The organism is Pseudotabrizicola formosa (assembly GCF_002900965.1).
Taxonomy (GTDB): Bacteria; Pseudomonadota; Alphaproteobacteria; order Rhodobacterales; family Rhodobacteraceae; genus Pseudotabrizicola; species Pseudotabrizicola formosa.
The window spans coordinates 244,023-270,907 of the sequence record NZ_PJOM01000004.1 but is presented as its reverse complement, the minus strand read 5'-3'; the positions used below and the strand labels follow the sequence as shown (position 1 = coordinate 270,907).

At 63.4% G+C, this 26,885-nt stretch carries 30 protein-coding genes and 1 riboswitch; of the genes, 15 read left to right on the top strand and 15 right to left on the bottom strand.

The genetic code is table 11. The features are described from left to right. Window positions 1-624: 624 nt before the first annotated feature. Both msrQ and msrP read right to left on the bottom strand, forming a co-directional pair. Window positions 625-1,236, bottom strand: a complete 612-nt coding sequence (gene msrQ / locus CXR43_RS15265) for a protein-methionine-sulfoxide reductase heme-binding subunit MsrQ (protein WP_103335425.1) — start codon at window positions 1,234-1,236, stop codon at window positions 625-627. A gap of 10 nt (window positions 1,237-1,246) precedes the next feature. After that, window positions 1,247-2,173, bottom strand: a complete 927-nt coding sequence (gene msrP, locus CXR43_RS15260; RefSeq protein WP_435530812.1) for a protein-methionine-sulfoxide reductase catalytic subunit MsrP — start codon at window positions 2,171-2,173, stop codon at window positions 1,247-1,249. Window positions 2,174-2,440: 267 nt separating this feature from the next. Here msrP and CXR43_RS15255 point away from each other — a divergent pair, with 267 nt between their 5' ends. Together CXR43_RS15255 and CXR43_RS15250 are read left to right on the top strand one after the other, a co-directional pair. Next, entirely contained in the window at window positions 2,441-2,923 is a 483-nt protein-coding gene (locus CXR43_RS15255; protein ID WP_103335331.1) for a fasciclin domain-containing protein, read from the top strand. 105 nt (window positions 2,924-3,028) lie between these two features. Then, window positions 3,029-3,868: a ParB/RepB/Spo0J family partition protein gene (locus CXR43_RS15250; protein ID WP_168219845.1), complete on the top strand. Its 840-nt coding sequence runs from the start codon at window positions 3,029-3,031 to the stop codon at window positions 3,866-3,868. A 10-nt stretch (window positions 3,869-3,878) separates the two neighbouring features. Here CXR43_RS15250 and CXR43_RS15245 read toward each other — a convergent pair whose 3' ends face one another. From CXR43_RS15245 to clpB, 5 genes are all read right to left on the bottom strand, one after another. Further along, a complete protein-coding gene (locus tag CXR43_RS15245; protein ID WP_103335327.1) occupies window positions 3,879-4,916 on the bottom strand; it encodes a DUF262 domain-containing protein in 1,038 nt (345 codons plus the stop codon). Then, a complete protein-coding gene (locus CXR43_RS17765; protein ID WP_146036533.1) occupies window positions 4,913-5,530 on the bottom strand; it encodes a hypothetical protein in 618 nt (205 codons plus the stop codon). The genes CXR43_RS15245 and CXR43_RS17765 overlap by 4 nt, the downstream gene beginning before the upstream one ends. A 106-nt stretch (window positions 5,531-5,636) precedes the next feature. Beyond that, on the bottom strand, window positions 5,637-5,942 hold the full coding sequence (locus CXR43_RS15240; RefSeq protein WP_103335325.1) for a HigA family addiction module antitoxin: 306 nt from the start codon (window positions 5,940-5,942) through the stop codon (window positions 5,637-5,639). Further along, window positions 5,914-6,192, bottom strand: a complete 279-nt coding sequence (locus CXR43_RS15235; protein ID WP_103335323.1) for a type II toxin-antitoxin system RelE/ParE family toxin — start codon at window positions 6,190-6,192, stop codon at window positions 5,914-5,916. Before CXR43_RS15235 ends, CXR43_RS15240 begins: the two co-directional genes overlap by 29 nt. A gap of 184 nt (window positions 6,193-6,376) precedes the next feature. Beyond that, on the bottom strand, window positions 6,377-8,989 hold the full coding sequence (clpB, locus tag CXR43_RS15230; protein WP_103335321.1) for an ATP-dependent chaperone ClpB: 2,613 nt from the start codon (window positions 8,987-8,989) through the stop codon (window positions 6,377-6,379). 360 nt (window positions 8,990-9,349) lie between these two features. Between clpB and CXR43_RS15225 the strand changes: the two genes are divergently transcribed. Next, on the top strand, window positions 9,350-9,787 hold the full coding sequence (locus tag CXR43_RS15225; RefSeq protein ID WP_103335319.1) for a hypothetical protein: 438 nt from the start codon (window positions 9,350-9,352) through the stop codon (window positions 9,785-9,787). Here the strand turns inward: CXR43_RS15225 and CXR43_RS15220 are convergent. From CXR43_RS15220 to CXR43_RS15205, 4 genes are all read right to left on the bottom strand, one after another. Beyond that, complete coding sequence (locus CXR43_RS15220) at window positions 9,784-10,614, bottom strand: TolB family protein (RefSeq protein WP_103335316.1); 831 nt, start codon at window positions 10,612-10,614, stop codon at window positions 9,784-9,786. The two genes, CXR43_RS15225 and CXR43_RS15220, sit on opposite strands and share 4 nt — an antisense overlap. Further along, complete coding sequence (locus CXR43_RS15215; RefSeq protein WP_103335314.1) at window positions 10,611-11,384, bottom strand: hypothetical protein; 774 nt, start codon at window positions 11,382-11,384, stop codon at window positions 10,611-10,613. Before CXR43_RS15215 ends, CXR43_RS15220 begins: the two co-directional genes overlap by 4 nt. A gap of 66 nt (window positions 11,385-11,450) precedes the next feature. Next, complete coding sequence (locus tag CXR43_RS15210) at window positions 11,451-12,176, bottom strand: copper homeostasis protein CutC (protein WP_210402103.1); 726 nt, start codon at window positions 12,174-12,176, stop codon at window positions 11,451-11,453. Beyond that, window positions 12,176-13,123, bottom strand: coding sequence for an ROK family protein (locus CXR43_RS15205; protein ID WP_246831410.1), 948 nt, complete (start codon window positions 13,121-13,123; stop codon window positions 12,176-12,178). Before CXR43_RS15205 ends, CXR43_RS15210 begins: the two co-directional genes overlap by 1 nt. Window positions 13,124-13,138: 15 nt before the next feature. Here CXR43_RS15205 and pyrF point away from each other — a divergent pair, with 15 nt between their 5' ends. The 3 genes from pyrF to CXR43_RS15190 all read left to right on the top strand — a co-directional run bounded on the left by pyrF (window position 13,139) and on the right by CXR43_RS15190 (window position 15,912). After that, window positions 13,139-13,834 carry an orotidine-5'-phosphate decarboxylase gene (gene pyrF / locus CXR43_RS15200; RefSeq protein ID WP_103335310.1) on the top strand — a complete coding sequence of 232 codons (696 nt, stop codon included), beginning with the start codon at window positions 13,139-13,141 and terminating at the stop codon, window positions 13,832-13,834. 175 nt (window positions 13,835-14,009) lie between these two features. Next, the gene (locus CXR43_RS15195) at window positions 14,010-15,485 is read left to right on the top strand and encodes an AMP nucleosidase (RefSeq protein ID WP_103335307.1); all 1,476 of its coding nucleotides are present in this window, start codon (window positions 14,010-14,012) and stop codon (window positions 15,483-15,485) included. A 136-nt stretch (window positions 15,486-15,621) separates the two neighbouring features. After that, window positions 15,622-15,912 (top strand): HU family DNA-binding protein, encoded by a 291-nt coding sequence (locus CXR43_RS15190; RefSeq protein ID WP_103335305.1) that lies wholly within the window; start codon window positions 15,622-15,624, stop codon window positions 15,910-15,912. Window positions 15,913-16,164: 252 nt separating this feature from the next. Here CXR43_RS15190 and aroC read toward each other — a convergent pair whose 3' ends face one another. Beyond that, a complete protein-coding gene (aroC, locus tag CXR43_RS15185; protein ID WP_103335302.1) occupies window positions 16,165-17,265 on the bottom strand; it encodes a chorismate synthase in 1,101 nt (366 codons plus the stop codon). A 109-nt stretch (window positions 17,266-17,374) separates the two neighbouring features. On the opposite strand from aroC, the gene queG reads away from it, so the two are divergent. After that, entirely contained in the window at window positions 17,375-18,409 is a 1,035-nt protein-coding gene (gene queG, locus CXR43_RS15180; RefSeq protein WP_246831409.1) for a tRNA epoxyqueuosine(34) reductase QueG, read from the top strand. On the opposite strand, the gene CXR43_RS15175 is transcribed toward queG, so the two are convergent. After that, window positions 18,406-18,831 carry a MarR family winged helix-turn-helix transcriptional regulator gene (locus CXR43_RS15175; protein WP_103335299.1) on the bottom strand — a complete coding sequence of 142 codons (426 nt, stop codon included), beginning with the start codon at window positions 18,829-18,831 and terminating at the stop codon, window positions 18,406-18,408. The two genes, queG and CXR43_RS15175, sit on opposite strands and share 4 nt — an antisense overlap. A gap of 106 nt (window positions 18,832-18,937) precedes the next feature. Between CXR43_RS15175 and CXR43_RS15170 the strand changes: the two genes are divergently transcribed. Both CXR43_RS15170 and CXR43_RS15165 read left to right on the top strand, forming a co-directional pair. Further along, window positions 18,938-19,366 (top strand): organic hydroperoxide resistance protein, encoded by a 429-nt coding sequence (locus tag CXR43_RS15170; RefSeq protein ID WP_103335296.1) that lies wholly within the window; start codon window positions 18,938-18,940, stop codon window positions 19,364-19,366. 101 nt (window positions 19,367-19,467) lie between these two features. Beyond that, window positions 19,468-19,650, top strand: a complete 183-nt coding sequence (locus CXR43_RS15165) for a hypothetical protein (protein WP_103335294.1) — start codon at window positions 19,468-19,470, stop codon at window positions 19,648-19,650. 35 nt (window positions 19,651-19,685) lie between these two features. On the opposite strand, the gene CXR43_RS15160 is transcribed toward CXR43_RS15165, so the two are convergent. Next, window positions 19,686-20,552: a branched-chain amino acid aminotransferase gene (locus CXR43_RS15160; protein ID WP_103335419.1), complete on the bottom strand. Its 867-nt coding sequence runs from the start codon at window positions 20,550-20,552 to the stop codon at window positions 19,686-19,688. A 169-nt stretch (window positions 20,553-20,721) separates the two neighbouring features. Between CXR43_RS15160 and CXR43_RS15155 the strand changes: the two genes are divergently transcribed. Both CXR43_RS15155 and CXR43_RS15150 read left to right on the top strand, forming a co-directional pair. Next, the gene (locus CXR43_RS15155) at window positions 20,722-21,222 is read left to right on the top strand and encodes a MarR family winged helix-turn-helix transcriptional regulator (RefSeq protein ID WP_103335291.1); all 501 of its coding nucleotides are present in this window, start codon (window positions 20,722-20,724) and stop codon (window positions 21,220-21,222) included. Further along, entirely contained in the window at window positions 21,219-21,914 is a 696-nt protein-coding gene (locus CXR43_RS15150) for a response regulator (RefSeq protein WP_103335288.1), read from the top strand. Before CXR43_RS15155 ends, CXR43_RS15150 begins: the two co-directional genes overlap by 4 nt. Before the next feature lie 10 nt (window positions 21,915-21,924). Here the strand turns inward: CXR43_RS15150 and CXR43_RS15145 are convergent, their stop codons facing one another. Continuing rightward, on the bottom strand, window positions 21,925-22,551 hold the full coding sequence (locus tag CXR43_RS15145; RefSeq protein WP_103335417.1) for a class I SAM-dependent DNA methyltransferase: 627 nt from the start codon (window positions 22,549-22,551) through the stop codon (window positions 21,925-21,927). A 75-nt stretch (window positions 22,552-22,626) separates the two neighbouring features. Here CXR43_RS15145 and CXR43_RS15140 point away from each other — a divergent pair, with 75 nt between their 5' ends. The 4 genes from CXR43_RS15140 to CXR43_RS15125 all read left to right on the top strand — a co-directional run bounded on the left by CXR43_RS15140 (window position 22,627) and on the right by CXR43_RS15125 (window position 26,843). Further along, the gene (locus CXR43_RS15140; protein WP_103335285.1) at window positions 22,627-23,460 is read left to right on the top strand and encodes an SDR family oxidoreductase; all 834 of its coding nucleotides are present in this window, start codon (window positions 22,627-22,629) and stop codon (window positions 23,458-23,460) included. Between the two features lie 46 nt (window positions 23,461-23,506). Continuing rightward, a riboswitch (TPP riboswitch) is annotated at window positions 23,507-23,616 on the top strand. A 38-nt stretch (window positions 23,617-23,654) separates the two neighbouring features. Then, window positions 23,655-24,638, top strand: a complete 984-nt coding sequence (locus tag CXR43_RS15135) for a thiamine ABC transporter substrate-binding protein (RefSeq protein ID WP_103335283.1) — start codon at window positions 23,655-23,657, stop codon at window positions 24,636-24,638. Further along, the gene (locus tag CXR43_RS15130) at window positions 24,614-26,164 is read left to right on the top strand and encodes an ABC transporter permease family protein (protein ID WP_103335280.1); all 1,551 of its coding nucleotides are present in this window, start codon (window positions 24,614-24,616) and stop codon (window positions 26,162-26,164) included. Before CXR43_RS15135 ends, CXR43_RS15130 begins: the two co-directional genes overlap by 25 nt. Continuing rightward, on the top strand, window positions 26,151-26,843 hold the full coding sequence (locus tag CXR43_RS15125; protein ID WP_103335278.1) for a thiamine ABC transporter ATP-binding protein: 693 nt from the start codon (window positions 26,151-26,153) through the stop codon (window positions 26,841-26,843). Before CXR43_RS15130 ends, CXR43_RS15125 begins: the two co-directional genes overlap by 14 nt. Window positions 26,844-26,885 lie beyond the last annotated feature (42 nt).

Sequence of the window (26,885 nt, the reverse complement as noted above, 5' to 3'; positions counted from 1 at the left end):
GCCAGGATCAAACTCTCAAGTTGAAAAGTTCCGAAGAACTTATCCTTGACGTCGAACCTTCGCACATCTGCCTGCATCCCTTAAGGACACAGGTCCTAACAATTCATGTGCTCGTGTTTCCAAAGAAACAAGAACCCACAAACCGTGAAGCTTTCCCCAGGTCATCGGTCGGTAACCTCTCGGTCACTCCCCTGCTGGGCAGATATGCTACGTGTCAGACGCCGATGCGCCCAAACCGCCCACATATCCCTTCATCACTTTCAATTTTCAAAGAGCAAGAAGACAAAACAAAATCGAGGCGCTAATCTCTTAGCGTTTCCCGAACCGCCGTATCTTCAGATTTTCCGACCTTCCGCTCTGCTTCCGTTCTGCGTTTCCGCGTCGCTTCGTCTTCGCTTCCGTCCGTCACCGTCGCTGTTTCGCTTCGGTGAGGCAGTATTTACGGCGGGGTGCCGGAACCCGCAAGAGGAAAAAACGCAGGCAGTCGCATTTTTTTCACAAAACCCGAAAATCGCGCAAAATCCGGGGGTTGGCGAAACTATCGCCACAAGAAGCGGCGGGTTGCGGCAATTTTCTTGCGGCCCGGCCGGAACATTTCCCCGCCTGCGCGGGTTATCCACAGACTCAGGCGCGAAGCCTCTGTGGCAGACGCAGCCGCAGCAGCAGAACTGCCGCTACGGCACCCGCATAAAGCAAGGGTTCCAGCGGCCAGCCCTTCACCAAAATCACAAAATGAAGCGCCCCGGCCACCGCCGCCACATAGGCAAGGCGATGCAGACTCCGCCATCTGGCCGCCCCCAACCGCCGGATCGCCGCATTGGTCGAGGTCACCGCCAGGGGAATCATCGCCAGCAGCCCGACCATCCCCAGAATGATATAGGGCCGCTTATAAAGGTTGCGCAGGATCTCCTCCCAGCGCAGGCCCATGTCCAGCACCACCCAGGCGAGGAAATGCATCGCTATATAGAAGAAGGCCATCACCCCCAGCGCGCGGCGGAACCGCAGCAGGTTCAGCCCGGTCTTGCGCAAGGGGGTAATGCACAGCGAGGCGATCAGGAGTTGCAGCCCCCACAGGCCCAGCTGCAGCTCGATCGCCTTCACCGGGTCCGCCCCCAGCCGGTTGGTCGCCGCGGCCCAGACCAGCCAGACAAAGGGAATGAAGGCCGCAGCCCAGACCACCCCGGTGGGCAGGCGCCGGGCAAGGCCGTTGACCCGGTCGATCGCGGAGGCCAGCATCTGCACCGCCTCAGAAGTCTTTGCTCAGGTCCATCCCGGCATAAAGACTGGCCACCTGGTCGCCATAGCCGTTGAACATCAGCGTATCCTCGCGCCCGGCGAAAATGCCTGCGCCCACCCGGCGCTCACTGGCCTGCGACCAGCGCGGATGGCTCACCTCGGGGTTCACATTACTATAGAAGCCGTATTCGCGGGCGTTCTGCATGTTCCAGGTGGTTTGCGGCTGGGTGTCGGTCAGCCGGATGCTGACAATCGACTTGATCGACTTGAAGCCGTATTTCCACGGCACCACCAGCCGGATCGGCGCGCCGTTCTGGTTCGGCATCGGCTCCCCATAGAGCCCCGTCGCCAGAATGGTGAGCGGATGCATCGCCTCATCCAGCCGCAAGCCTTCCCGGTAGGGCCAGTCCAGGCTGCGGGTCTGCTGCCCCGGCATCTCCTCGGGGCGGACCAGCGTTTCAAATGCCACATATTTCGCCCCTGGCTGCACGCCCGCCTTGTTGAGCAGATGCGCCAGCTCGAACCCGACCCAGGGGATCACCATCGACCAGGCCTCGACACAGCGGAAACGGTAGATCCGCTCCTCCAGCGGGGCCCCTTGCAGGATATCGGCCAGATCATAGCTGCCGGGCCGGTCCACCAGGCCGCTGATCTCCACCGCCCAGGGGTCGGTCGTCAGCAGCCGGGCGTTGCGGGCGGGGTCGCCCTTGTCCAGCCCGAACTCGTAGAAATTGTTATAGGTGGTGATCTCGGACAGCGTGTTCGGTGCCGCATCGGTGGAATAGGGGCTTTTCGCTAGCCCAGTCTGCGCCATTCCGCTCTGCGCCCCCACAGGCGCCGCCATCAGCGCCCCCGCCCCCGCCATCAGCTGCCGGCGGTTCATCCACTGCGGCTTTGGCGTCACATCCGACCATTTCAACCCAAGCGTCATTTCCATCTCCCATCCTGTCGCCATAGAACATGGCAGGCTGGCGCAGAAAATCAAACGCCGCGCGTCCCAGTCTGGGGCCAGATCGCCCCCGCTGCGGCTCACGTTACATCACCTGCCGTCACAGGTTGTTGACTGGAAAATATCCGACCCCCCGGCTTAGCGCTGCCCGCGCCGCTGACAAGGGCCACTCACCGAAATGTCGCCCTGATCTGATCGCAGGACTGCCCCATATACGGCAGGCCAATCAAGGCGATGATCAAACGGGAGTGACCTATGATCCGCAGAACCTTTCTTGCCATGACAACCGCCCTTGCCTTCTCGGCCCCTGCCTTCGCAGACGGCCATTCCAAAGACATCGTGGACACCGCGGTCGAGGCAGGCACCTTCAACACCCTCGCCGCCGCGCTGACCGCCGCCGGTCTGGTCGAAACGCTGAAGGGCGAAGGCCCGTTCACCGTCTTCGCGCCCACCGATGAAGCCTTCGCCGCCCTGCCGGCTGGCACCGTCGACACCCTGCTCCTGCCGGAAAACAAGGATCAGCTGACCGCGATCCTGACCTATCACGTCGTTCCGGGTGCCGTGATGTCGACCGATCTGACCGAAGGCATGACCGCCGCCACCGTCAACGGGGCCGATGTCACCATCACGCTCGACGGCGGCGCCAAGGTCAACGGCGCCAATATCACCACCGCCGACATCGCGGCCTCGAACGGGGTGATCCATGTGATCGACACCGTCATCATGCCACCGATGTAATCGGCCCTCTGCAAACATCCCGGGGGGCGTGCACCGCGCGCCCCCCGAACCCGGCGCTAACCCTGCCGCCCCATGCTCGCAGCCCTGCCTGACAGGAGCCGCCGCATGACATCTCTCGCCAACACCGACCTCCGCCTGATCCCGCTTGACCAGATCGACGCGCATGCCCTCCCGCGCGACCGTCGCGTGATCGCCGAGGAAGACATCACCACCCTGGCAGACTCGATCCGCGACAGCGGCCTGCGCCAGCCGATAGAGGTTTATACCCTCTCCACCTCGAAACCGCCCTTCACCTATGGCCTCATCTCGGGCTTCCGCCGTCTTACTGCGGTGCAACGCCTCGGGCATGATAAGGTGCAGGCCTTCGTGCGCAGCCCCGAAACCTATGATCAGGCCTTCGCCGAAATGGTGGGCGAGAATGAAATCCGCGTCCAGATCAGCCCGTGGGAAAAGGCCCGTCTGGTGCTGACAGCCGTGCAGGGCCTCTACTACCCCACCCCTGACGCCGCCATCGAGGCGCTCTACCCCATGCTCTCGCGCCAGTCGCACTACCGGATGCGCGGCCATGTCGATGTGGTGCAGGTGTTCGACAAACTCCTCCAGACCCCCGAACGCCTCACCAGCCGCCAGATGGACCGCCTCGCCATCCCCGTGCGCAACGGCTGGGAAAACCTGCTGCTTACCGCGCTGGCAGAGCTGAAATCCCCCAGCCTCGACACCCAATGGCAGGCGCTGCTGCCCCTGATCACCGAAAGCACGACCAGTAAGACGGCCGGAGACTCCCCCCGCCCCCGCCGCCTGCTGCACCTCAAAAAAGGCCTCACCATCCGCCGCGAACACACCCAACACGGCTACGCCCTGCGCTTCTCAGGCCCCGAGGCCCGGCGGGGCGGGCTGATGGATGACGTGATGGATTATGTGGAGCGGTGGTTTGGGGAGGGGTGAGGGAGGGCGATCATACTAGTCCAAAATCACGCATTACCGCGAGAACTTTATCCTCAGTCTCTCCGCGAATCACGCCAGAAATTGCAAAGGCTCTACGTAGTCTATTATTTCTGTCGTTTGACGCCTGCAACGCCGATTTATAATATATTGCAGCAACCTCTGTTTGCTCCACGACGCTGTCAACTTGATCATAAAACGTCGTGAGATTGCTGACGGCACTCGACGGATCAACTTTTAGGTGAGCGATGTTCAATGCACCGTCCAATTCCAGAAACGCCGTGAAGAAGTCTGCCTTCTTCCAAATACGCGACTTGGCATCAAATCCACACTCGTCAATAAACTCAAAGACGAACTCAATTCTTCTCAAGTACTCCGATTCGTCCGGAAATGATTCGTTGTACTTGCTCAGAATGCTCTCATGCTCACTATCCCGATTAAAATATCCATACATCATTGTTGCTACAAGAGATAGACAAAATGAAACATCACCCATTCTCTTTCTGTCACTGGCAAGGAACACCCGATGAACTTCAAAAAACTCATGCTCTGAAAGCCGCTCACAGAACTTTTTCATTGCCCCATCATAGATTGCGTTGTTTACCTCCATATCGCGCAATGTATACTGTGTAGAGTTAAGCCTTCTAAAAACCTCTATTACTTGATCTTTTGTTAGCGTCCCCAAATCGCGAACGACAACATTGTAGTCGAGAAACGCCTCCTTTTCTGGTATCATCAAGTCCTGATATGGATTCGTAAGCGTATGCACGAAGGAGCTAGAGCCGTTAAAATACTCTGCCAAAGTGCTAACGCGTTGCAGGCCATCGACTAGTAGTTGAGTACCTTCACCTGTATCGGTGTCGATTTCTCCGTTACAGATGTAGATTTCTGGAAACGGGTACCCCTTCAAGACAGACTCAATAAACTTATCCTTATCTTTTATTGTCCAAACCAGTCGGCGCTGAAATTCTGGCCGTGGTATAAGAGAGCCATCACGAACCGACTTGAGCAGTTCACGAACTTTTTTATTTGTGGCAGTTGTGACAATCATAAAGGCGACTCCAGTTTCTTTCGGCAAGCGTCAACGCTACGCAATTGGTAAAGCTTCAAATGATGAACATCGTGAAAAATTCCGAAGTTTAGCTTTGGATGTCCATTCACTCGATCTTTTCGAGCCTTTCCCCTTAAAACCTTCAGGCTTTCACACTTTACAAGCCTAGGCGCTACATCATAAGGAATCTGATCAAGCCTAAGCCACCCATATGTAAAGTAGTCTCCTAGCTTACGGCACTTATATGGAAAATAACTCAGCTGATGAAAGTTGGCACTTATCTCATGCCACAGCAGATTGAAAAGAGCCGGACTGCAAATTGAAAGATCAATATCAGAAAATTCAGAAAATGGACGGTATGCAGGAGCGATCCGGCCATCAAATAGCCTTTTTTCGTTTATGCCAAACCCAAGTTTTGAAGAACCAACAACAACAAGTTCTTGGGCTTCAACCTGAATCCCATATTCTTCGTTTATTAGATCAGAAACAAATCGCCTTTTGTTTAAATCAAAGTGAGTTGTGTCTGCACCAAGAATATAGCTATCAACAAAGGCTGATCCTGAGTTCTCAGTCATCGCAGTTTTGAGCGCTGTTTCATCAGTAAAAACTGCCATCTAAGTTCGAACTACTCTCGCAAGTTAATTTGAAGTGCAATCTGTTCCAAAATACCCTCCGTGGCAAGCTTCAGGCAAACTTAAGGCGCTTAATTCACCATCCCCCTCAAACCCGCTCCACACCGCCACCCCAAGCCCGCCGCGCCACCGCCAGTTCCCAGCCCTTCTGCAAATTCATCCAGAACTCGGCACTGGTGCCCAGCGCGGCGGCCAGCCGCAGGGCGGTGTCCCCCGTCACACTCCGCCGTCCGGCCACGATTTCGCTGATCCGGTTGGCGGGCACGCCCACCCGCCGCGCCAGTTCGGCGGCGCTCAGGCCCAGCGGGGCCAGAAATTCCTCGCCAAGCACCTCCCCCGGATGCACCGGGTCCAGCGTTTCCGCGTCAGTGGTAGTCGCAGATTTCAACGTCATAGGCGTCATTTCCTTCCCATCTGAAACACAGCCGCCACTGGTCATTGATCCGGATCGACCATTGCCCGGCCCGGTTGCCCGACAGCGCCTCCAGCCGGTTGCCGGGCGGCACGCGCAGATCGTCCAGCGTGACCGCCGCGTTCAGCATCGCCAGTTTCCGCAAGGCCGCCCGCTCCACCGCCTGAAACGCCGCAACCCGCTCCAGCCGGAACAGCTTTTCACTGCGCTTGTCGGCAAAGCTAACAATCATACGCGATACGTATCATATATTCTCGCCACGTTCAAGCCCCGGTAGGGCGGGGTTCACCCCGCCACCCCTCCCCCCAAAGCTTAACAAATCCCTAAATCCAAAACCCAACCCATTGAAAACAAACACACCTCCCCCCTGTAACACAGGGGGAAGGTGCGGGAAGTCTGTGCGACCCCGGGCAGGGTCAGTGAACCACAGCCTCCACCGGCCGCACCCGGCGGCTGGCGCTGACCCGGTCGCCGATGATCAGCCCGTCCGGCCCGGCCCCCACCACCACGGTGGACCCGTCCAGCACGTCGCCCGACAGGATCATCTCGGCCAGCGGGTCCTGCAGGTGCCGCTGGATCACCCGCTTCAGCGGCCGCGCCCCGAACACCGGGTCATAGCCTTCCTCGGCCAGCCAGGCCCGCGCGGCATCGTCCAGTTCCAGCGTGATCTTGCGCCCCGCCAGCCGCCGCTCCAGCCGCTTCATCTGGATCAGCACGATCCCCGCCATATCGGCGCGGTTCAGCCGGTCAAAGATCACCTGCTCGTCCAGCCGGTTGAGGAACTCCGGCCGGAAGTGCTGGCGCACCGCCTCCATCACCTCGGCGCGAGCGCCCGCCTGATCCGCCCCGTCCGGCAGTTCCGACAGCGCCCGCGCGCCGAGGTTGCTGGTCAGCACGATCAGCGTCTGCTTGAAATCCACCGTCCGGCCCTGCCCGTCGGTCAGCACCCCATCATCCAGCACCTGCAACAGCACGTTGAACACATCCGGGTGCGCCTTTTCCACCTCGTCGAACAGCACCACCTGATAGGGGCGGCGCCGCACCGCTTCGGTCAGCACACCGCCCTCATCATAGCCGACATAGCCGGGCGGCGCGCCGATCAACCGGCTGACCGCGTGTTTCTCCATGAACTCCGACATATCAATGCGGACCATGGCCGAGTCATCATCAAACAGATACTCCGCCACCGCCTTGGTCAGCTCGGTTTTCCCCACGCCCGTCGGCCCAAGGAACAGGAAAGACCCCAGCGGCCGGTTCTCATCGTTCAGCCCCGCCCGCGCCCGGCGCACGGCATTGGCCACGGCGGTCAGCGCCGTTTGCTGGCCGATCACCCGCTTGCCCAGCTCTTCCTCCATCCGCAGCAGCTTTTCGCGCTCGCCTTCCAGCATCTTGGTGGTGGGAATCCCGGTCCAGCGTTCCACAACCTCGGCAATCTGCTCGGGCCGCACGGCTTCCGACACCAGCGCATCGCCTTCCCGCGCCTCGGCCTCGGCCAGCGATTTCTCCAGCCCCGGAATCGTGCCGTATTGCAGCTCACCGGCCTTGGCGAAATCGCCCTCGCGCTTGGCCTGCTCCAATTCGGCCCGCGCCCGGTCCAGATGCTCTTTCAGATCGCGCGCCGCCTCCAGCGAATCCCGCTCGGCCTGCCATTTCGCGGTCATCGAGTCAGACTGCTCTTTCAGATCAGCCAGTTCCTTTTCCAGTTTTTCCAACCGGTCCCGGCTGGCGGCATCGTCTTCCTTCTTCAGCGCTTCGGATTCGATCTGCAATTGCAGGATCTGCCGGTCCAGCTGGTCCAGCTCTTCGGGCTTTGAATCCACTTCCATCCGCAACCGGCTGGCGGCCTCATCCACCAGGTCGATCGCCTTGTCGGGCAGGAAGCGGTCAGTGATATAGCGGTGCGACAGCGTCGCCGCCGCCACCAAGGCCGAGTCGGAAATCCGCACGCCGTGGTGCAGCTCGTACTTTTCCTTGATCCCGCGCAGGATAGAAATCGTATCCTCCACCGTCGGCTCATTCACCATCACCGGCTGGAACCGGCGGGCAAGGGCTGCGTCCTTTTCCACATATTTGCGGTATTCATCCAGCGTGGTGGCCCCCACGCAATGCAATTCCCCCCGCGCAAGGGCAGGCTTGATCAGGTTGGCCGCATCCATCGCGCCATCGGATTTGCCTGCGCCGACCAGCGTGTGCATCTCGTCGATGAACAGGATGATCTCGCCCTCAGCCGCCGTGACCTCACTCAGTACGGCTTTCAGCCGTTCCTCGAACTCACCGCGATACTTGGCCCCGGCAATCAGCGCGCCCATGTCCAGCGCCATCAGCTTCTTGTTGCGCAAGGACTCCGGCACGTCACCATCGATGATACGCAGGGCCAGACCTTCGGCAATCGCGGTTTTCCCCACGCCCGGCTCGCCGATCAGCACCGGGTTGTTCTTGGTGCGGCGCGATAGCACCTGCATGGTGCGGCGGATCTCTTCATCCCGCCCGATGATCGGGTCGATCTTGCCCTCGCTTGCCGCCTCGGTCAGATCCCGCGCATATTTCTTCAGCGCGTCATAGCCCTGCTCGGCGCTCGCCGTATCGGCGGTGCGCCCCTTGCGGATGTCATTGATCGCGGCGTTCAGCTTTTGCGGCGTCACTGCCCCGGCCTCAAGGCAGGTCTTGGCCGCCCCCGGCACCATGGCAAAACCCATCAGGATGCGTTCCACCGGCACGAAAGTGTCACCAGCCTTTTTCGCCAGCTTTTCCGCCTCATCCAGCACCTTCACCAGCGACGCATCGGTAAAGGGCTGGGCATCACCCGACACGCGCGGCAGCTTTTTCAGCGCAGCGTCCACCGCCTCGATCACCCGAGACGGCTCACCGCCCGCACGGCGGATCAGATTGGCAGCCATGCCCTGATCATCATCCATGATGGCTTTCAGCAGGTGTTCCGCCGTCAGGCGCTGATGGCTTTCGCGCATGGCAATCGTCTGCGCGGCTTGCAAAAACCCACGCGACCGCTCCGTGAACTTTTCCAGGTTCATCGGTCATTCTCCTATGTTGGCACCGCTCGTCCGCGCCCAACAGTGGCACGCGGAACTTCGGCCTCAGACAAGACATGGGATGCCACAGGGCTTGATGCAAGATTGCCACAAGGCTGCGGTGCAAATTCATCATCCACCCGCGAATCGGCCCGCCGTCACAGGCGTCAATGGCAGGGCACGGCCCCAGCCTGCGCGGCAGTGCCTTTCCGCCGACGGCAGGCGGCCATATCGGCGGGAACAGGTCACCCCAGGCCGGGCCGCGCCGCAACGGGTTGCGGCCAGCGGCATGGCTGCGGACAACAGGGCAAAGAACAGGCGGGCGAGAGCAGCCGCACCGCCCCTGCCGTGAAAGGCCCCGTCATGAATGATCTGTTGCAACCGCTGATCCACAAGGCCGCCGTACGCGACATCGCCGTGCATGTCGCCCGCACCGGCCTGTCGATCGGCAGCGAAGCCGAACTGCACCTTCTGCCCGATGGGCGCGTGGGCGTCTTTGCCCGGCTGAGCCGGCGCTTTCTGGGGGTCATTCCGCGGACCGTCACCGTCCTGATCGGCGTGCTCGGCCCGCAGGCCAGCAGCCTGATCGCCCCGGCGGTCGAACGCGGCGAGCTGTTGCGGGTGCGGATCGTTGGCCTGACGCCCGAACACCTGACCGCACCTGGCATGGGGCCAGAGGTGCATGTCTCGGTCTGGGGCGACCCGCGCCATATCGCGGTCTGGGCAAATGACGGCACGGTAACGACGCCAAAGCCGCTAAAATCTGAAAATCTGGCCCCCGAAGCCGATCATCAGCCCTAACCCGGCAGCGCATAGCGCATATAGGCAAAGGCACTGCCATCCGGGGCCCAGTTCGGCACATTCATCGTGCCCTGCCCGCCATTGATCTCAAACAGCCGCACGCGGTTGCCGCCATCCGGGTCCATCCGGCAGATCGCCACCGGCAGGTCTGCCGGGTGGCCCGTGGTGCCGGGCGGATAGGCCAGATAGATCACATGGCGCCCGCAAGGCGACGGGTGCGGGAACCAGTTCACGAACCCATCGGCAAACAGCTTGCGCTGCCCAGACCCGTCCGCCGCCATCACCCAGATCTGCGCATGGCCGTCGCGGTCGCAGTTATAATAGATCGAGGAACCATCCGGGCTGTAATCCGGCCCGTCACAATGCCCCTCGCCCTTGGTCAGCCGCAGCTCCACCCCGCCCTGCACCGGCAGGGTGTAGACATCAATCACCGAGCCATCCCGCGCCGCCACATAGGTCAGCGCCTCCCCGTCCGGCGACCAGCCATGCCACCAGCTCGGGGCCTGGGGCGACACCCGGCGCGGCACACCGCCCCCCGCCGCCACCAGATAGATTTCCGACCCGATGCCGCGATGGTGGCTGGAAAACACCCATGTCTTGCCATCGGGCGAAATGCCATGGTCGTTGTTCAGCCGCCCCACGCCATCCAGATCAATCGCCTGCAAGGCGGGCGCCTCCAGCGGCACCCGGAACAGCCCACCTTCCCCGTTCACCAGCAGATAGCCGCCACAGGGCGACCAGTTCGGCGCCTCGATATGCCGCTCGGTCTGCAACACCACGCGCGGCTCTCCCCGTGCGACATCCCAGATCTCCAGCGACGATCTCATTCCCGCACCTTGGGCGTCAGCAACCGCGGCGGGCGCATCGCCTCGGCCGCCTTCAGCAGGCCAAAGGTCTGGTTGACGTAATTCACCACGCCACTGATCTTTTCGAGGTAAGCCGCCAGCTCCGGCGTCCGCTCCGCCTCCACCATCTGCACCGGGCGGCTGGGATCTGCGCCCTCGAACTGGCAGTAAAACAGCGGCTCGCCGCGTTTCAGCACAATGTCCTTCTCCGGCTCATGCCACTCAAACGCCCACATCAACGGGCGCGGCCAGACGTTCAGCGCAAACCGCCCGCCAAAGATCGTGCCGGGCAGCGGGTCCTTGCGGTAATGCGCAAAGGGGCCAAGCTGGGTGACATAGCACATCTCATCGGCGATGAAACAATAGGGCAGCATCAGCTGCACCGTGGGCCGGTCCGGGTAGCGCCATTCGGCCTCGTTCACCAGCGTCAGCAGATCGGCCAGCTTGTTGCCCCGCACCGGGCTGGCGGTGCCAAGGCGGTTGACCAGAACCGCCTTGCCCTTGTCATCGCGCCGAAATCCCAGATGCAGGTCGAACGGGCATTTCACCATGAAATACCGGCTCTCCATCTGACTCACCGCCGGGCAGCGGCTGGCACTCTTGGCATGGGCCTTGTTGGTCTGGCGGAACAGGATGCGCTCGGGCGCATCATAAAGCACCGCCCCTTTGTCCGAGGTCAGAAACCAGCCCACCGTCAGCGGGCCCGCATGCGGCCCCTCCTCCGGCCGGTCGAATGTAATGCTGATCTCCATACCTGCCCTGTTCTTTGTCCCTGCCCCCAAGGCTCCGCGTTTCGGGGCCTTGCGTCAAGCCACGCGCTAGCGCAGCGCCAGATCTGCCAGTGCCGCGCACAGATCGCGCAGGCGGGCGCCATCGGTCCGCCGCCCGATCCGTGGCGCAAAGCCGAAATCCACCACCGGCCCCGAGGCCAGCACCGGGGCCGAACAGGAGGCATGCACCTCGCGCAGCGGCAACCCCTTGAACGGGGCCAGTGTTTCAGCGGAAATGCCGCCGCCCGGCATGATGATGACCCGTCGCTGCGCCTGCGCGATCAGACTGGCCAGACGGTCCGCGCCCTCGGCCGCGCGGCGTTCTCCGCCGCTGGTCAGCACCCGGTGAAAGCCCAGATCAACGGCCTGCTCCAAGGCCTCGGCAAAATCCGGCACCAGATCGAAGCAGCGGTTCAGCGTCAGCCGCATCTTCCCGGCCCGCGCGATCAGCAGGCCCAGCACATCGGTGTCCAGCCGCCCGTCGGGCCGGCTGGCACCCAGCACCACACCCTGCAACCCCGCGCTGCGGGCCGCCTCGATATCCGTCTCCATCAGCGCAATCTCATCCGGCGACCAGACAAAATCGCCGGGCCGGGGCCGGATCATCGCATGGATCGGCACGCCAACCCCCGCTGCCCGGCGCATCATGCCCACCGATGGCGTCAGCCCGCCCAGATCCAGCGCCGAACACAGCTCGATCCGCCCGGCCCCGCCACGCACGGCTTCCGCCAGCCCTTCGGTGGTGTCAACACAGACCTCGACCAGAATGCTCATCACCCAAAGGCCTCCAACCCGGCTTCGGCCGCCCCGATCAGCCCCGGTTCGGGGCGGCACAGGGCGGGCACAATCAGCGGTATATCAGTTGGGCGCAAAATGGCAGCCCGCACCCGCCGGTCCAGCGCCGACAGCAGCGCAGGCACATTCGACAACCCGCCGCCGACCGGCAGCACCGAGGCCCCCAGCACATTGACCACCAGCGCCAGCGGCGGCGCAATCAGGTTCAGCCACAGCGCGACGGTCTGCCCGGCCGGTGCCGCGCCCCTGCCCCAATCCGCAAGGATGGCGGTCGCCGGCTGCGCCCCGCCATGCAATCCGGCATGCAGCTTTTCCAGCCCCCGCGCCCCACCCACGGCATCGACACAGCCGCGCAACCCGCAGCCGCAGGGCAAATCCCACGGCGCGGCCACAACAGGGCCATGCCCCCATTCCCCGGCATAACCGCCCGCGCCCTGCACCAGCCGCCCGTCGATCACCAGACCGCCGCCCACCCCCGTGCCCAGAATCACGCCAAACACGCTGCGATGCCCGCGCCCCGCGCCCTGCCGCGCCTCGGCCAGCGCAAAGCAATCGGCGTCATTCAGCACCAGCACCGGCAAGCGCAATGCGGCGGAAATCTCCTCCGCCAGCGCCCGGCCATCGGCACAGGGAATGTTGGCCACCGTGATCCGCCCGGTCTCGGGTGCCACCACCCCGGCGATGGAAATCGCCACGCCGCGCAGCGCATGGCCCGCGGCAAACCCCGCCAGCGCGGCCAGAAACGCGTCAAAGTCCTGCCCCGGCGTCGGGCAATCGCCCAGAGGGTCAAGGCGACCCGCCTCGGCCACGGCCGCCTTGATCCGCGACCCGCCGATGTCAAAGCACAGGATCATCGCGCGCCCCCTCTTGCTCTCGGCCATGGCTTGACAGCAGTTGCCCACCACCGCAAGACGCTTGGAACCCATCAAAAGGAGCCTGCCATGTCCGATGATCGCCTGATCGTGGCGCTTGATGTCCCCAATGTCGTGCAGGGGCTCGACCTTGCCGCGCGCATCGGCGACGCCGCCAGCTTCTACAAGATCGGCCTTGGCATGCTCACGGGGGGCGGCTTTGCGCTGGCCAATGAGCTGAAGCAGGAACACGGCAAACGCATCTTTCTCGACATGAAGCTGTTCGATATCGGTGCCACCATCGAGGCGGCAGTGCGCGGCATCGCGCAATATGATCTCGACTTCCTCACCGTGCACGGCGACCCGCAGGTGGTGCGCGCGGCCCAAGAGGGCAAGGGCGGCACCGGCCTCAAGATCCTCGCCGTGACCATCCTCACCTCGCTCGACCGCAACGATCTGGATGACAACTGCATCAAGCCGGGCGACATCCATGCCATCACGCTCGACCGCGCCGCCCGCGCGCTGGCCGCAGGGGCCGATGGCGTCATCGCCAGCCCGCAAGAGGCCGCCGCCATCCGCGCCCTGCCCGAGGCGGCAGGCAAGCTGATCGTCACCCCCGGCATCCGCCCCACCGGCAGCGCCAGCGGCGACCAGAAGCGCATCGCCACCCCGGCGCAGGCCATTGCCGACGGGGCCGATCACATCGTCGTCGGCCGCCCGGTCTGGCAGGCGCAAGACCCGGCCGAAGCCGCCCGCCGCGTGCTGGCCGAACTGCCCCCGCGCTGACGGGCGCGGCCCTTGCGGCAGCGCACCAACGTCATGACGCAAGCCATACGCGCGCCATACCGAAACCAGACGCAGATCATACCCTCAACGCGCCCCTCCGGCGCGTCATGAACGCGTCACTTGCACGACCCCCCGTCTGTCGGCTTATATGCCGGATCATTTGACGAGAGATGTTATGCAAGACGGTTTCACACCCCAGACGCCAGACCTGCCCGCCGCGCAGGACTTCACCGATCCCGCCGCCGCCGTTGACCGGCTGGAAGAGCTGTATTTTGCCGCCACCGCCTATCTGGCCGATACCTTCAGCGCCACGGTGACACGCGGCAAACCCCAGACCCGCATCCGCGCCTTCTACCCCGAAATCCGCATCCGGGTCACCAGCCACACCAAGACCGACTCGCGGCTTGCCTTTGGCTATGTTGCCACCCCCGGGGTCTATTCCACCACCGTCACCCGCCCGGATCTGTTCCGCAACTACTTGATTCAACAGCTTTCCCTCTTGATGGAAAACCACGGCATCGCCGTGCAGATCGGCCCGTCCGAAACCCCCATCCCGGTACATTTCGCCGTTGCGGGCAATCCTGCCGTCTCTGTGCCGCAAGAAGGCGTGCTGGATTTCAGCCTGCGCGACGTGTTCGACGTGCCGGATCTGGCCACCACCAATGATGACATCGTCAATGGCCAGCGCACGGAAAATGCCGATGGCTCCATGCCGCTGGCCCCCTTTACCGCCCAGCGCGTGGATTACTCGCTGGCGCGTCTGGCGCATTACACCGCGACCGATCCGCAGCATTTCCAGAACCACGTCTTGTTCACGAACTATCAGTTTTATGTGGATGAATTCGAAAGCCACGCCCGGAAAATGCTGGCCGATCCGTCACAGGGCTACACCGCCTTCGTCGCCACCGGCAACCAGATCATCACCACGCCGGATGGCGAATTGCAGGTGGTGACCAAGCTGCCGCAGATGCCGACCTACCACCTGAAACGCGCCGATGGGCAGGGCATCACGCTGGTCAATATCGGGGTCGGCCCGTCAAACGCCAAGACCGCCACCGACCACATCGCCGTGCTGCGCCCACATGCCTGGCTGATGGTCGGCCACTGCGCAGGCCTGCGCAACAGCCAGTCATTGGGCGATTTTGTGTTGGCCCACGCGTACTTGCGCGAAGACCATGTGCTGGACGATGACCTGCCGGTCTGGGTGCCGATCCCGGCGCTGGCCGAGATTCAGATCGCGTTGCAGGAAGCGGTGGCCGAGGTCACGCAGCTGGAAGGCTATGAACTCAAACGCATCATGCGCACCGGCACCGTCGCCACCATCGACAACCGCAACTGGGAGCTGCGCGACCAGTCCGGCCCGGTCAAACGGTTGAGCCAATCACGCGCCATCGCGCTGGATATGGAAAGCGCCACCATCGCGGCCAACGGCTTTCGCTTTCGCGTGCCATACGGCACCTTGCTCTGCGTCTCGGACAAACCTTTGCATGGCGAACTGAAGCTGCCCGGGATGGCCAGCGACTTTTACAAGACGCAGGTGAGCCGCCATCTGCAGATTGGTATCCGCGCGATGGAGCGTCTTCGCCTGATGCCGATCGAGCGTATCCACAGCCGGAAGTTGCGCAGCTTTGAAGAGACCGCCTTCCTATAACCGCTCATTTTAAACCCTGCCACACGGTTTGGGCTTGATTTGCGCAGCAAAACCCTGTGTAGCGGAACCCGTCGCCGGTAACGGCCAACCCCATATCCGGCCCGTCCGATGGCGGCCTGCAATAAGGAAGAAGAACATGACGACGAAACCGATGACCAAAACCCAGCTCGTTGCCGCGATCGCAGAGACGATGGGCTCCGACAAGAAAACCGCGGGTTCGGCACTGGATGCCATCATCGATGTGGTAACCCGTGAAGTGGCCGCCGGTGGCGCGGTCACGCTGCCCGGTCTGGGCAAGGTTGCCTGCAAGGCCCGGCCAGAGCGTCAGGTGCGCAACCCGGCAACCGGTGAAACCATGACCAAGCCAGCCGACAAGCAGGTCAAGTTCGCCATCGCCAAGGCTTTGAAAGACAGTGTCAACGCCTGATTTTTCAGGACGGCTGACACCTACGCTTTTGCAAGGGCGCCCAGAAGGGCGCCCTTTTGTCATTCGCGGGTCAGACACGTCTGAAACAAATCTCACGCAGCCTTTTCTGGCGCGTGATCAGCAGACACAGCATGATCAGACGTATCGACAAAGGGAGAATGGCAATGCGCCTGTCTGATCTGAAACGTCTGGTCGCCAAAGTGACCCTGCCCGCACCGCTCAAGCCGACCACGGCGGGGCTGGCGTCCTGACCTAGCCCAGAATGCCGCGCAGGCCGCCGGTCTGGCCACGGTCCAGCAGCAGGTGGTCCAGCAGCACGCAGGCCATCATCGCCTCGCCCACCGGCACGGCGCGGATGCCGACACAAGGATCGTGGCGGCCCTTGGTGATCAGGTCGATCTCCTCGCCGCGCTGATTGATGGTCTGGCGCGGCGTCAGGATGCTGGACGTGGGCTTTACCGCAAAGCGGCAGATCACCGGTTGGCCGGTGGAAATACCGCCCAGAATGCCGCCCGCGTGGTTTGACAGGAACTCCGGCCCGTTCGGCCCCATGCGAATCTCATCCGCATTGTCCACACCGGTCAGCGTTGCAGCGGCCATGCCGTCCCCGATTTCCACCGCCTTCACGGCATTGATGCTCATCATCGCACTGGCCAGATCACTGTCCAGCTTGCCATAAAGCGGCGCGCCAAGGCCGGGCGGCACCCCTTCGGCAATCACCTCGATGACCGCGCCGACGGAATTGTGCGACAGGCGCAACGCGTCCAGAAAGGCCGCCCAGTCCGTTGCAGCCACAGGGTCTGGGCACCAGAACGGATTGTCGCCGACGATGTTCAGGTCGACCCGGCTGCGGTCAATCGCGTGCGGCCCCATCTGCACCATGTAACCGGTGATCCGCATTCCCGGCAGCAGCGCCGCAAGGGCGGCCCGGGCCACCCCGCCTGCAGCCACCCGGGCAGCCGTTTCACGCGCCGAAGACCGCCCGCCGCCGCGATAATCGCGGTGGCCGTATTTCTGGTGATAGGTGATGTCGGCATGGCCGGGACGGAAGGCCTGCGCAATGTCGCCGTAATCCTTGGACCGCTGGTCGGTGTTCTCGATCATCAGCTGAATCGCCGTGCCGGTGGTGCGGCCCTCAAAGACGCCCGACAGAATCCGCACCTCATCAGGCTCTTTGCGCTGGGTGGTGAACTTGTTCTGGCCCGGCTTGCGCTTGTCCAGCCAGGGCTGGATATCGGCTTCGGTGAGGGCAATCCCCGGCGGGCAGCCATCAACCGTGCAGCCGATGGCCGGGCCATGGCTTTCGCCCCAGGTGGTCACGCGGAACAGGTGGCCGAAGGTGTTCAGGCTCATGGCGGTCTCCCCTTTGCGGCTGGTTTAGGGGAAATCGGGGCGGGAATGAAGGGGTGGGTTGCATGTGCCCCGCAGCAGGTGGGCGTGGCCCTTGGCGCAGCACCCCGCTATGCTGCCCGCGATGACCGATGACCTGAAATCCCGCCTGCATGCCCGCGCCCTTGAGGAGGGGTTTTCGGCCATGCGGGTGACAACCCCAAACGCCATTCCGCAGGCCGCAGAGCGGCTGGCGGCCTTTGTGGCGCAGGGGCGACACGGGCAGATGGGCTGGATGGCCGAGCGGATGGGGTGGCGCGGCGATCCTACGGCTCTTTGGCCGCAGGCGCGGTCAGTGATCATGCTGGCCGAAAGCTATGCGCCCGAGGAGACTCCTCTGCCGTTGCTTAACCTGCACGACCGGGGCGTGATCTCGGTTTATGCCCAGGGCAAGGATTACCATGATCTCGTCAAGCGGCGGCTGAAGCGGCTGGGACGCTGGCTGGTTGATCAGGCTGGCTGCGAGATCAAGGTATTTGTCGATACCGCCCCGGTGATGGAAAAGCCGCTGGCGCAGGCGGCCGGTCTGGGATGGCAGGGCAAACACACCAATGTGCTCAGCCGCGATCTGGGAAACTGGTTTTTCCTGGGCGCAATCTTCACCACGCTGGATCTGGCCCCGGACGCATCCGAGGTCAGCCATTGCGGGTCTTGCACCGCTTGCCTGGACATTTGCCCCACCGGGGCCTTTCCCGCTCCCTATCAGCTGGATGCCCGACGCTGCATTTCTTACCTCACGATCGAACATTCCGGCCCGGTGGACGCGGATCTGCGCCCCCTGATGGGCAACCGGATCTATGGTTGCGACGATTGTCTGGCGGTCTGCCCGTGGAACAAATTTGCCAAGGCGGCACGCGACATCGGCTATGCCCCGCGTCATGGCGCGCCGCCCCTGGCAGAGCTGGCGCTACTGGACGACGCGGCGTTCCGGGCCCGCTTTGCCGGCAGCCCGATCAAACGCATCGGGCGCGGGCGCTTTGTGCGCAATGTGCTCTATGCCATCGGCAATTCCGGCGATGCGTCCTTGCGGGCTGTGGCGCAGGCTCTGTGCGATGACGCCGATGCCACGGTGGCGGATGCCGCGCAGTGGGCTGTGGCGCGGCTTTAGGCCCCGCGCAGATGGTCGCGCAGCGTGGTGATCTGGTCACGCAGCCGGGTCAGATCCTCCAGTGACAGCCCCGATTTCTCCAGCACGCAGGCCGGAATATGCGCGGCGCGGCCCTGCAGCGCGCGGCCCGCGTCGGTGAGCGTGATGTTGACCTGACGCTCATCCCGGTCGTCGCGGGTGCGGGTCACCACGCCCCGCTCTTCCAGCCGTTTCAGCAGCGGGGTCAGCGTGTTCGAGTCCAGCTGTACCTGACGGCCAAGTGCGCCGACGGTCTGCTTGTCCTGCTCCCACAGCGCCGTCAGCACCAGATACTGCGGATAGGTCAGCCCCAGATCATCCAGCAGCGGCTTGTAGACATGCTGCATCGCATGGGTGGCCGAATACAGGGCAAAGCAGATCATGTCAGGCAGGGCGAGTGTCATCCGGGCAATATAGTCGTGTGCGATTAAATCGCAAGCGGGTTGACGTCAGGGGGCGACTCGGCTATATGTATCGCATACGATTTAATCGCAAACGAAGGGAAATCAGATGTCCGTTGATCCGAAATACTGGACCGAAGCTCAGGCCACCGGCGGCGGCCGCAATGGCTTGGCCAAACTGGCCGATGGCAAGCTGACCGTCACCATGACCAGCCCCAAGGAACTGGGCGGCAACGGTGCGGGCCACAACCCTGAAGAGTTGTTCGCCATCGGCTATGCCGCCTGCTATCTGGGCGCGATGCGCTTTGCGGCGAGCTCTGAAAAGCTGGGAACGGTGCCGGAAGATGCGACGGTCAACGCCCATGTCGGCATCGGCCCGCGCAGTGATGGCGGCTTTGGCCTGAAGGTGAAACTGGTGGTTAAGCTGCCGGGGGTCGAGAAATCGGTGGCCGAGAAAATGGTCGAACGCGGCCATTTCATCTGCCCTTATTCTAATGCGACCAAGGGCAATATCGACGTGGAAACCGAACTGGCCTGAGCCGGTTTGCGCCTGTCCCACGCCCGCGTCCTGGCGCGGGCGTTTGGTCTTGCGGTGATTCTGGGGTAGGGTGAACAGCCGAAACATCCACGGAGGACAGCATGCAACGTGACCCGAAGGGCCGCCATCTGGCCGACACCCGCGCGCCAAGCACTGGCAGCAAGACCGCGCAGTTCCTGCGACTGGCACGCAGCAAACGCGAGGTGTTCCACAGCAGCCGCGCCCCTGCCAGCGCGTCACGCCTGACGCACTTCCTGCGCATCGCCCGGGGGCGGACGGCATAAGGACGAACGGGCACCCAAGGGTGCCCGTTCACACATCAGGCCCGCACCAGCGCCTCGTAATCCAGCGACACCTGCTTGCACAGCGCACCAACCTCGAAATTATAGTCGCCGATCTGGCCCACCGGAGTCACCTCCGCTGCGGTGCCGGTCAGGAAGCATTGCTGGAACGACTCAAGCTCCGCTGCCTCGATCCGGCGTTCGATCACCGGGATGCCCATGTCTTGCAGCATGCCGATCACGGTCTGGCGCGTAATGCCGTTCAGGATCGCATCCGGAATCGGGGTATGAACTTCGCCGTCCTTGACGAAGAAGATATTGGCCCCCGTCGCCTCTGCCACATAGCCGCGATAATCAAACATCATGGCGTCCGAACAGCCCTTCGCCTCGGCCGCGTGTTTCGACATGGTGCAGATCATGTAGAGCCCCGCCGCCTTGGCCGCATGCGGGATGGTGTCGGGTGACGGGCGTTTCCACTTGGCGATGTCGAGTTTCGCCCCTCTGAACTTGGCGTCACCATAGTAGTTGCCCCAGGACCAGACCGCCACCGCCATGCGGATCGGGTTGCGCTTGGCGGCGACGCCCATATCTTCCCCGGCCCCGCGCCAGGCCAGGGCGCGCACATAGGCGTCGGTCAGGTTGTTGGCCTTCAGCACGGCATCCTTGGCGGCCACAATCTCATCCACCGACCAAGGCAGCTCCATATCCAGCAACGCGCCCGATGTGCGCAGCCGTTCCGAATGCTCGCGCGACTTGAAGATCTTGCCGTTATAGCATCGCTCACCCTCGAACACGGCAGAGGCGTAATGCATGGCATGGGTCAGGATATGGACATTGGCATCGCGCCAGTCCACCAGCTTGCCATCCATCCAGATGAACCCGTCACGATCGTCATAGCCTGCCATGATGCCCTCTTTCTTCACAATGTTGCACAACACTGGTCCGTTTCGGACACAATCTTGCGCAAAGCCGTAGGCGGGCTATCAGTCAGGACTTGGAAAGTCAACAAGGCTGACGTAACTTCAGCGTCAGGATGCTGGCATCACCAAACCGTCAGCGCGAGGGAGGCGAGTCATGGCAGATCAGACGCCCAGCGGTGAAAACCTGCTGTTTCTGACCGACGAGCAGCTGCGCAAGGGCATCGAAGCCATGTTCTTTGCCTATCGCGGCTTTACAGCCGACCCCGACCGCATTTTGGAAGGCATGGATTATGGCCGCGCCCATCATCGCGCGGTGCATTTCATCCATCGCAGCCCCGGCACCACAGTGTCCAACCTGTTGACCATTCTGGGCGTGACCAAGCAATCGCTGAACCGGGTGTTGCGCACCCTGATCGAGGAAGGTCTGGTCGAGGCGCGGGTCGGGCGGCGCGACAAGCGCGAGCGGCATCTGCACCTGACCGCCAAGGGGCAAGAGCTGGAGCGTATGCTGTCGGATGCCCAACGCGCGCGGATGCGGGCAGCCTACCGGGCGGCAGGGCCGCAGGCGGTGGCGGGCTTCCGGCAGGTGCTGGAGGCGATGATGGACCCGGAACTGCGCCGGCAATACCAAGGATTGAAGGAGAGCGGCGCATGACGCAAGGTGACGCGCATCTGCTGGTTGTCGATGATGACGAGCGTATCCGGGGGCTGTTGCAGAAGTTCCTGATCCGCAATGGCTTTCTGGTCTCGGTCGCGCGCGATGCCGCGCAGGCCCGCCGGCTTTTGGGCGGGCTGGAATTTGACATGATCGTGCTTGATGTGATGATGCCGGGCGAGGATGGCATCACCCTCACCCGAGACCTGCGCCAGCGGATGCAGACGCCGATCCTGCTGCTGACCGCCAAGGGCGAAACGGCCAGCCGGATCGAAGGGTTCGAGGCCGGGGCCGATGACTACCTTGGCAAACCCTTCGAGCCGAAAGAGTTGCTCTTGCGGATCAACGCCATCCTGCGCCGGGTGCCGGTGGTGCGGGCCGATGCGGCCCCCAAGGTGCTGCATCTTGGCCCGGTGCGCTATGACATGGACCGGGGCGAGTTGTGGCGCGGGCCAGATCCGGTGCGGCTGACCGCGACCGAAGCCGCGCTGATGCGGCTGTTCTCGGCGCATCCCGGCCATGCCATCAGCCGGGAAAAGCTGGTGGCCGATCTGGGCCGCGATGATGCCGCGCAGGAGCGCGCGGTCGATGTGCAGATCACCCGCCTGCGCCGCAAGATCGAGGATGACCCCAAGCAGCCACGCTACCTGCAAACGGTGCGCGGCGAGGGCTATATGCTGCAACCGGATTGAGCGTGCAGGGTCATCCCGCGGCGCCGCCGTGCCGCCACAGGGCAATCAACCCGCGCTGTGCCGCATGCGCGGGGTCTTTTTCTGCCGCTGCCGGGCCGTAGATCGGCACCTCAAGCAGCGTCACGCCGGGCCGCTGCGCCAGAGCGGCGTCAAACCCCATGCTGCGGTAGACGCCCTGATTGATGGACAGCGCAATCAATGCTCCGGGCGCGGCCTGGGTTTCCAGTTGCGCCAGGGCAGCGGGTCCGACATGGCCATGGGTGAAGGTGCCCGAAGACACGAGACCCGCATAAGGCCCGTCAAGCGACAGGCTTTGCGTAATATCAGCCTGCCACAGTTGGCGGTAGAGCCCCTTGGCACGGGCCGCATCCAGCATATGAGGGGACAGATCGACGGCATCCATGTCACCCGCAAATCCCATCTTGCGCAGTTCCCCGGCCAGCAGACCGGTGCCCGCGCCGATATCCAGCACCGGCCCGCGGCCGCCATGCGACAGGAAGGCCGCCGCAACATGGGCGGGCAGGCGGTAATCCAGCCCGGCGGCAAAGCCCGCGTCATAGCTTGCCGCCCAATCGGCATAAAGCCGGGCGCAGTCTTCGGGGCTGGTCAGGGCGAAGGCGGCGTTCAGATCGGTCATGGCCGCAGCATGCCCGGTGGTCCGGATGTGATCAAGTGACTTGCAGCCGGCGCAGGGCGCGCCATAGTGGAGCGCATGAACACATTGCTTTCCCTTGGCCATGGCTACAGCGCCGATGCCCTTGCCCGCCTGCTGATCCCGCAGGGCTGGAGCGTCATCGGCACCACCCGGGCTCCGGAAAAAGCCGCGGGCCTTCGGGCGCGAGGGATCACGCCGCTGCTCTGGCCGGGCGACCTTGCGCCAGCCTTGGCGCGGGCCACACATATCCTTGCCTCAGCCGCACCCGATGCAGCGGGCGATCCCTTCCTGCAAGCCTGGCCCGGCATCGCCGATGCAAGGCCCCAGTGGGTCGGCTATCTGTCCACCACCGGGGTTTACGGTAACCATCAGGGCGGATGGGTGGATGAGACGACAGCACTGACGCCAAACAGCCCGCGCGGCACGCAGCGGGTCATGGCAGAGGAGCAATGGCAAGGCACCGGATTGCCGGTGCACATCTTCCGGCTGGCGGGCATCTATGGCCCCGGTCGCGGCCCGTTCGAAAAGGTACGCGATGGCACCGCCCGGCGGATCATCAAGCCCGGGCAGTTTTTCAGCCGCACCCATGTGGACGATATCGCCCAAGTGCTGGCCGCGTCGATCGCCCGACCGAATCCCGGTGCCGCTTACAACGTCTGCGACGATGAACCCGCGCCGCCAGAAGACGTGCTGTCGCATGCCGCGGCGCTCTTGGGCCTGCCCGACCCTCCCGCCATTCCCTTTGACCAGGCCGAGATGACGCCAATGGCGCGCAGCTTTTATGCCGAGTCCAAACGGGTGCGAAACGACCGCATCAAGGATGAGCTTGGGGTGCGGCTGCTCTATCCCACCTACCGTGAGGGGCTGGCGGCGCTTTTGACCGGCGATTGAAGACCTGGCGATTGTGCTTGCGCCCGCCGGGGCACGCCTTATCTTTGTTTTCACCTCGGGGTGCCAAGCGGTTTTTCCGTCTGGCTGAGATGCGCAAGCGGACCCGTTGAACCTGAACCGGATCATACCGGCGGAGGGAAGGTGCGAAGGATGACCTCCAAGCCCGACCTGTTCCGTCGCATTTGGAGGAAGACATGAAAACTTCGATCCTTGCGACTGGCCTTTGCTGCATCGCCTTTGCCGCGCCTGCACAAACGCCTGTCCTGACCGTTTATGCGGGCGATTATTTCACCTCGGAATGGGGGCCGGGTCCGGCCATCGAATCGGGGTTCGAAGCCTTCTGCGGCTGTGACCTGCAATTCTCCACCGGCGACTTGCTGCCCCGGCTGATGCTGGAAGGCGAGCGCACGCAGGCCGATGTGGTGATCGGGCTCTCCACCGATGTACTGGCGCGGGCGCGAGAGTCCGGTTTGTTTGCCCCGCACGGGCAGGATCTGTCGGCGCTGACCGTGCCGGTGGACTGGCCGGATGACACTTTTGTGCCGTTCAACTGGGGCCATACCGCGTTCATCTATGACACCACACGGATGGACGCGCCCCCCGCCACGCTGGACGCGATGCGCACCCTGCCCGACGGGGTGACGGTGGTGATTCAAGACCCCCGCACCTCGATCTCCGGTCTGGCTTTGGTGCTGTGGGTCAAGGCGGTTTATGCAGATCAGGCCGGGGCATTCTGGGCCGATCTGGCCCCGCATATCCTGACTGTCACCAAAGACTGGTCGGAAAGCTATGGCCTGTTCACCTCTGGCGAGGCGGATATGGTGCTCAGCTACACCACCTCCCCCGCCTATCACATCATGGCCGAGGAGGATCAGACCAAGAGGGCCGCGCTCTTTCCGGAAGGCCACTATTTCATGGCCGAAACCGTGGGCAAGATTGCCGGAACCGATCAGCCCGAACTGGCAGACAGGTTCATGGCCTGGGTGCTGACGCCCGAGTTTCAGAAGGTGATTCCAGCCGCAAACTGGTCCCTGCCCGCCGCCCTGCCGCAGGCCGACTGGCCCGAAGGCTGGGCTGACCTGCCGCTGCCGGAAAAGGTGTTGTTCCTGTCAGAAACCGAGGCCGAAGCCCTTCGGGTGGAGGCGGTTGAAGAATGGCGCGCCGCGCTGTCGCAATAACCGCTGCAGCCGTCGCGGCCTGGGTCGCGACGCTTGTCCTGCTGCCGCTGGCCGCGGTGCTGTGGCGCGCGGGTGCCTGGCCCGCGCTCGCCCAGGGTGACGGGCAGGCGCTGTGGTTCACGCTGTGGCAGGCGCTCTTGTCAGCGGCCTTGTCCTGCCTTCTGGCGGTGCCGGTGGCCCGCGCCCTGGCGCGGCGGCAGTTCTTGGGGCGTGGTGCGCTGATCACGCTGATGGGCGCGCCGTTCCTGTTGCCAACCATCGTGGCGGTGATGGGGTTGATCGCGGTGTTTGGCCGGTCAGGGCTGATCAATCAGGGGCTGGCAGGCCTTGGTCTGGCCCCGCTCTCGGTGTACGGCGCGCCGGGGGTGATTCTGGCCCATGTCTTCCTGAACCTGCCCCTGGCTGTGCGAATGTGTCTGCAGGGCTGGCAGGCGATTCCGGCAGAGCGGTTCCGGCTGGCACAGTCCTTGGGCTTTGCACCGGCACAGGTTTCGCGGCATCTGGAAAGGCCGATGCTTCGGGCGGTCCTGCCGGGGGCCTTCGCGGTGATTTTTGTGCTCTGCCTGACCAGTTTTGCCGTCGCCCTGACCCTGGGCGGCGGGCCAAAAGCCACCACGGTAGAGCTGGCCATCTATCAGGCGGTGCGATTCGATTTTGATCTTGGCCGGGCTGCGATGCTGTCAGGCGTGCAGGTCGCGCTTTGTGCGCTGGTGGCGGCTGTGGTCTGGCATGCGGTCGCCACACCGGGATTCGGGGCAGGGCTGGGCCGCGCGCCGCTGTTGCGGGTGCGCGGTGTGCGTTTGATGCTGGCCGATACGCTCGCCATTGGCGGCGCGGCGCTGTTTCTCTTGCTGCCACTGGCGGCGATCGGGCTGCGCGGCCTGCCCGGCCTGTCTGATCTGCCGCCCGCAGTCTGGCAGGGGGCGTCACGATCGGTCGCAGTGGCGCTGGCATCAACCGCGCTGACGGTGCCGGCCGCCCTGATCCTGGCTTTGGCGGTCACAAAATCCGGGCGCGGTGCGGGCCTCATGGACGCGGTGGCCTTGCTGCCCCTGGCGAGCTCAGGTCTGGTGCTGGGCACCGGGCTTTTCCTGCTGGTCCAACCCTTCGCCGCACCGTCGACGCTTGCCCTGCCTGTCACCGTCGCGGTGAATGTCGCCCTCTCGCTGCCCTTTGTCTACCGGCTGCTGGTGCCAGAGGCGCGGATCATGCAGGCGGATTACGGGCGGCTGTCCGCCAGTCTGGACCTGCGGGGCCTTGCATGGTTGCGGTTGGTGGCCCTGCCCCGGCTGGCGCGGCCGCTGGGCTTTGGCGCGGGCGTGTCGGCAGCCTTGTCGATGGGTGATCTTGGGGTCATCGCTTTGTTTGCCTCTGATCAGAGCGCAACCCTGCCGCTGGTGGTGCAACGCTTGATGGCGGCCTACCGCCTTGAAACGGCGGCGGGGGCGGCGCTGATTCTTGTGGGGCTCAGCTTTGGCCTGTTCTGGGCGTTTGACACATGGGGGCGCCGACATGCTGCAATTTGACAAGGTGGTGCTGGCGGTTGACGGGTTCCGCCTGACGGCGGACTGGTCGCTGCCCGCAGGGGCGCGGGTGGCGGTGATCGGGCCATCGGGGGCGGGGAAATCCACCCTTCTGTCGGCGGTCGCCGGGTTTCTTGCCCCGCAGTCGGGGCAGGTGCTTTGGCATGGGGCCGACCTGGGGCCGATGGACCCCGGCGCGCGGCCGGTGACGATTCTGTTTCAGGACCAGAACCTGTTTCCGCATCTGACGCTGTCGCAGAATCTTGGCCTGGGGCTGCGTCCCGATCTGCGGCTGTCGGCGGGGCAAATCCAGCAGGTCGAATCGGTGCTGGACCGCGTCGGCTTGGCAGGCATGGGCACCCGCAAACCGGCGCAGCTTTCGGGCGGGCAGATCGGGCGCGCCGCCTTGGCGCGGGCCCTGTTGCGGGCCCGGCCTGTGCTGCTGCTCGACGAGCCCTTTGCCGCCCTTGGCCCGGCGCTCAAGGCCGAAATGCTGACGCTTGTGGCCGAGGTGGCCAAGGACACCGGCGCAGTGGTGATGATGGTCACGCATGACCCGCAAGACGCGCTGGCCTTTGCCGGGCAGACGGTTCTGGTGGCAAATGGCGTGGCACATCCCCCGCAGGACACGGCGGCGCTGTTTGCCAACCCGCCCCAGGCCTTGCGCGACTATCTGGGATAAGCGCATGAAAAAACCCCGCCGAAGCGGGGTTTCTTGCGTGGT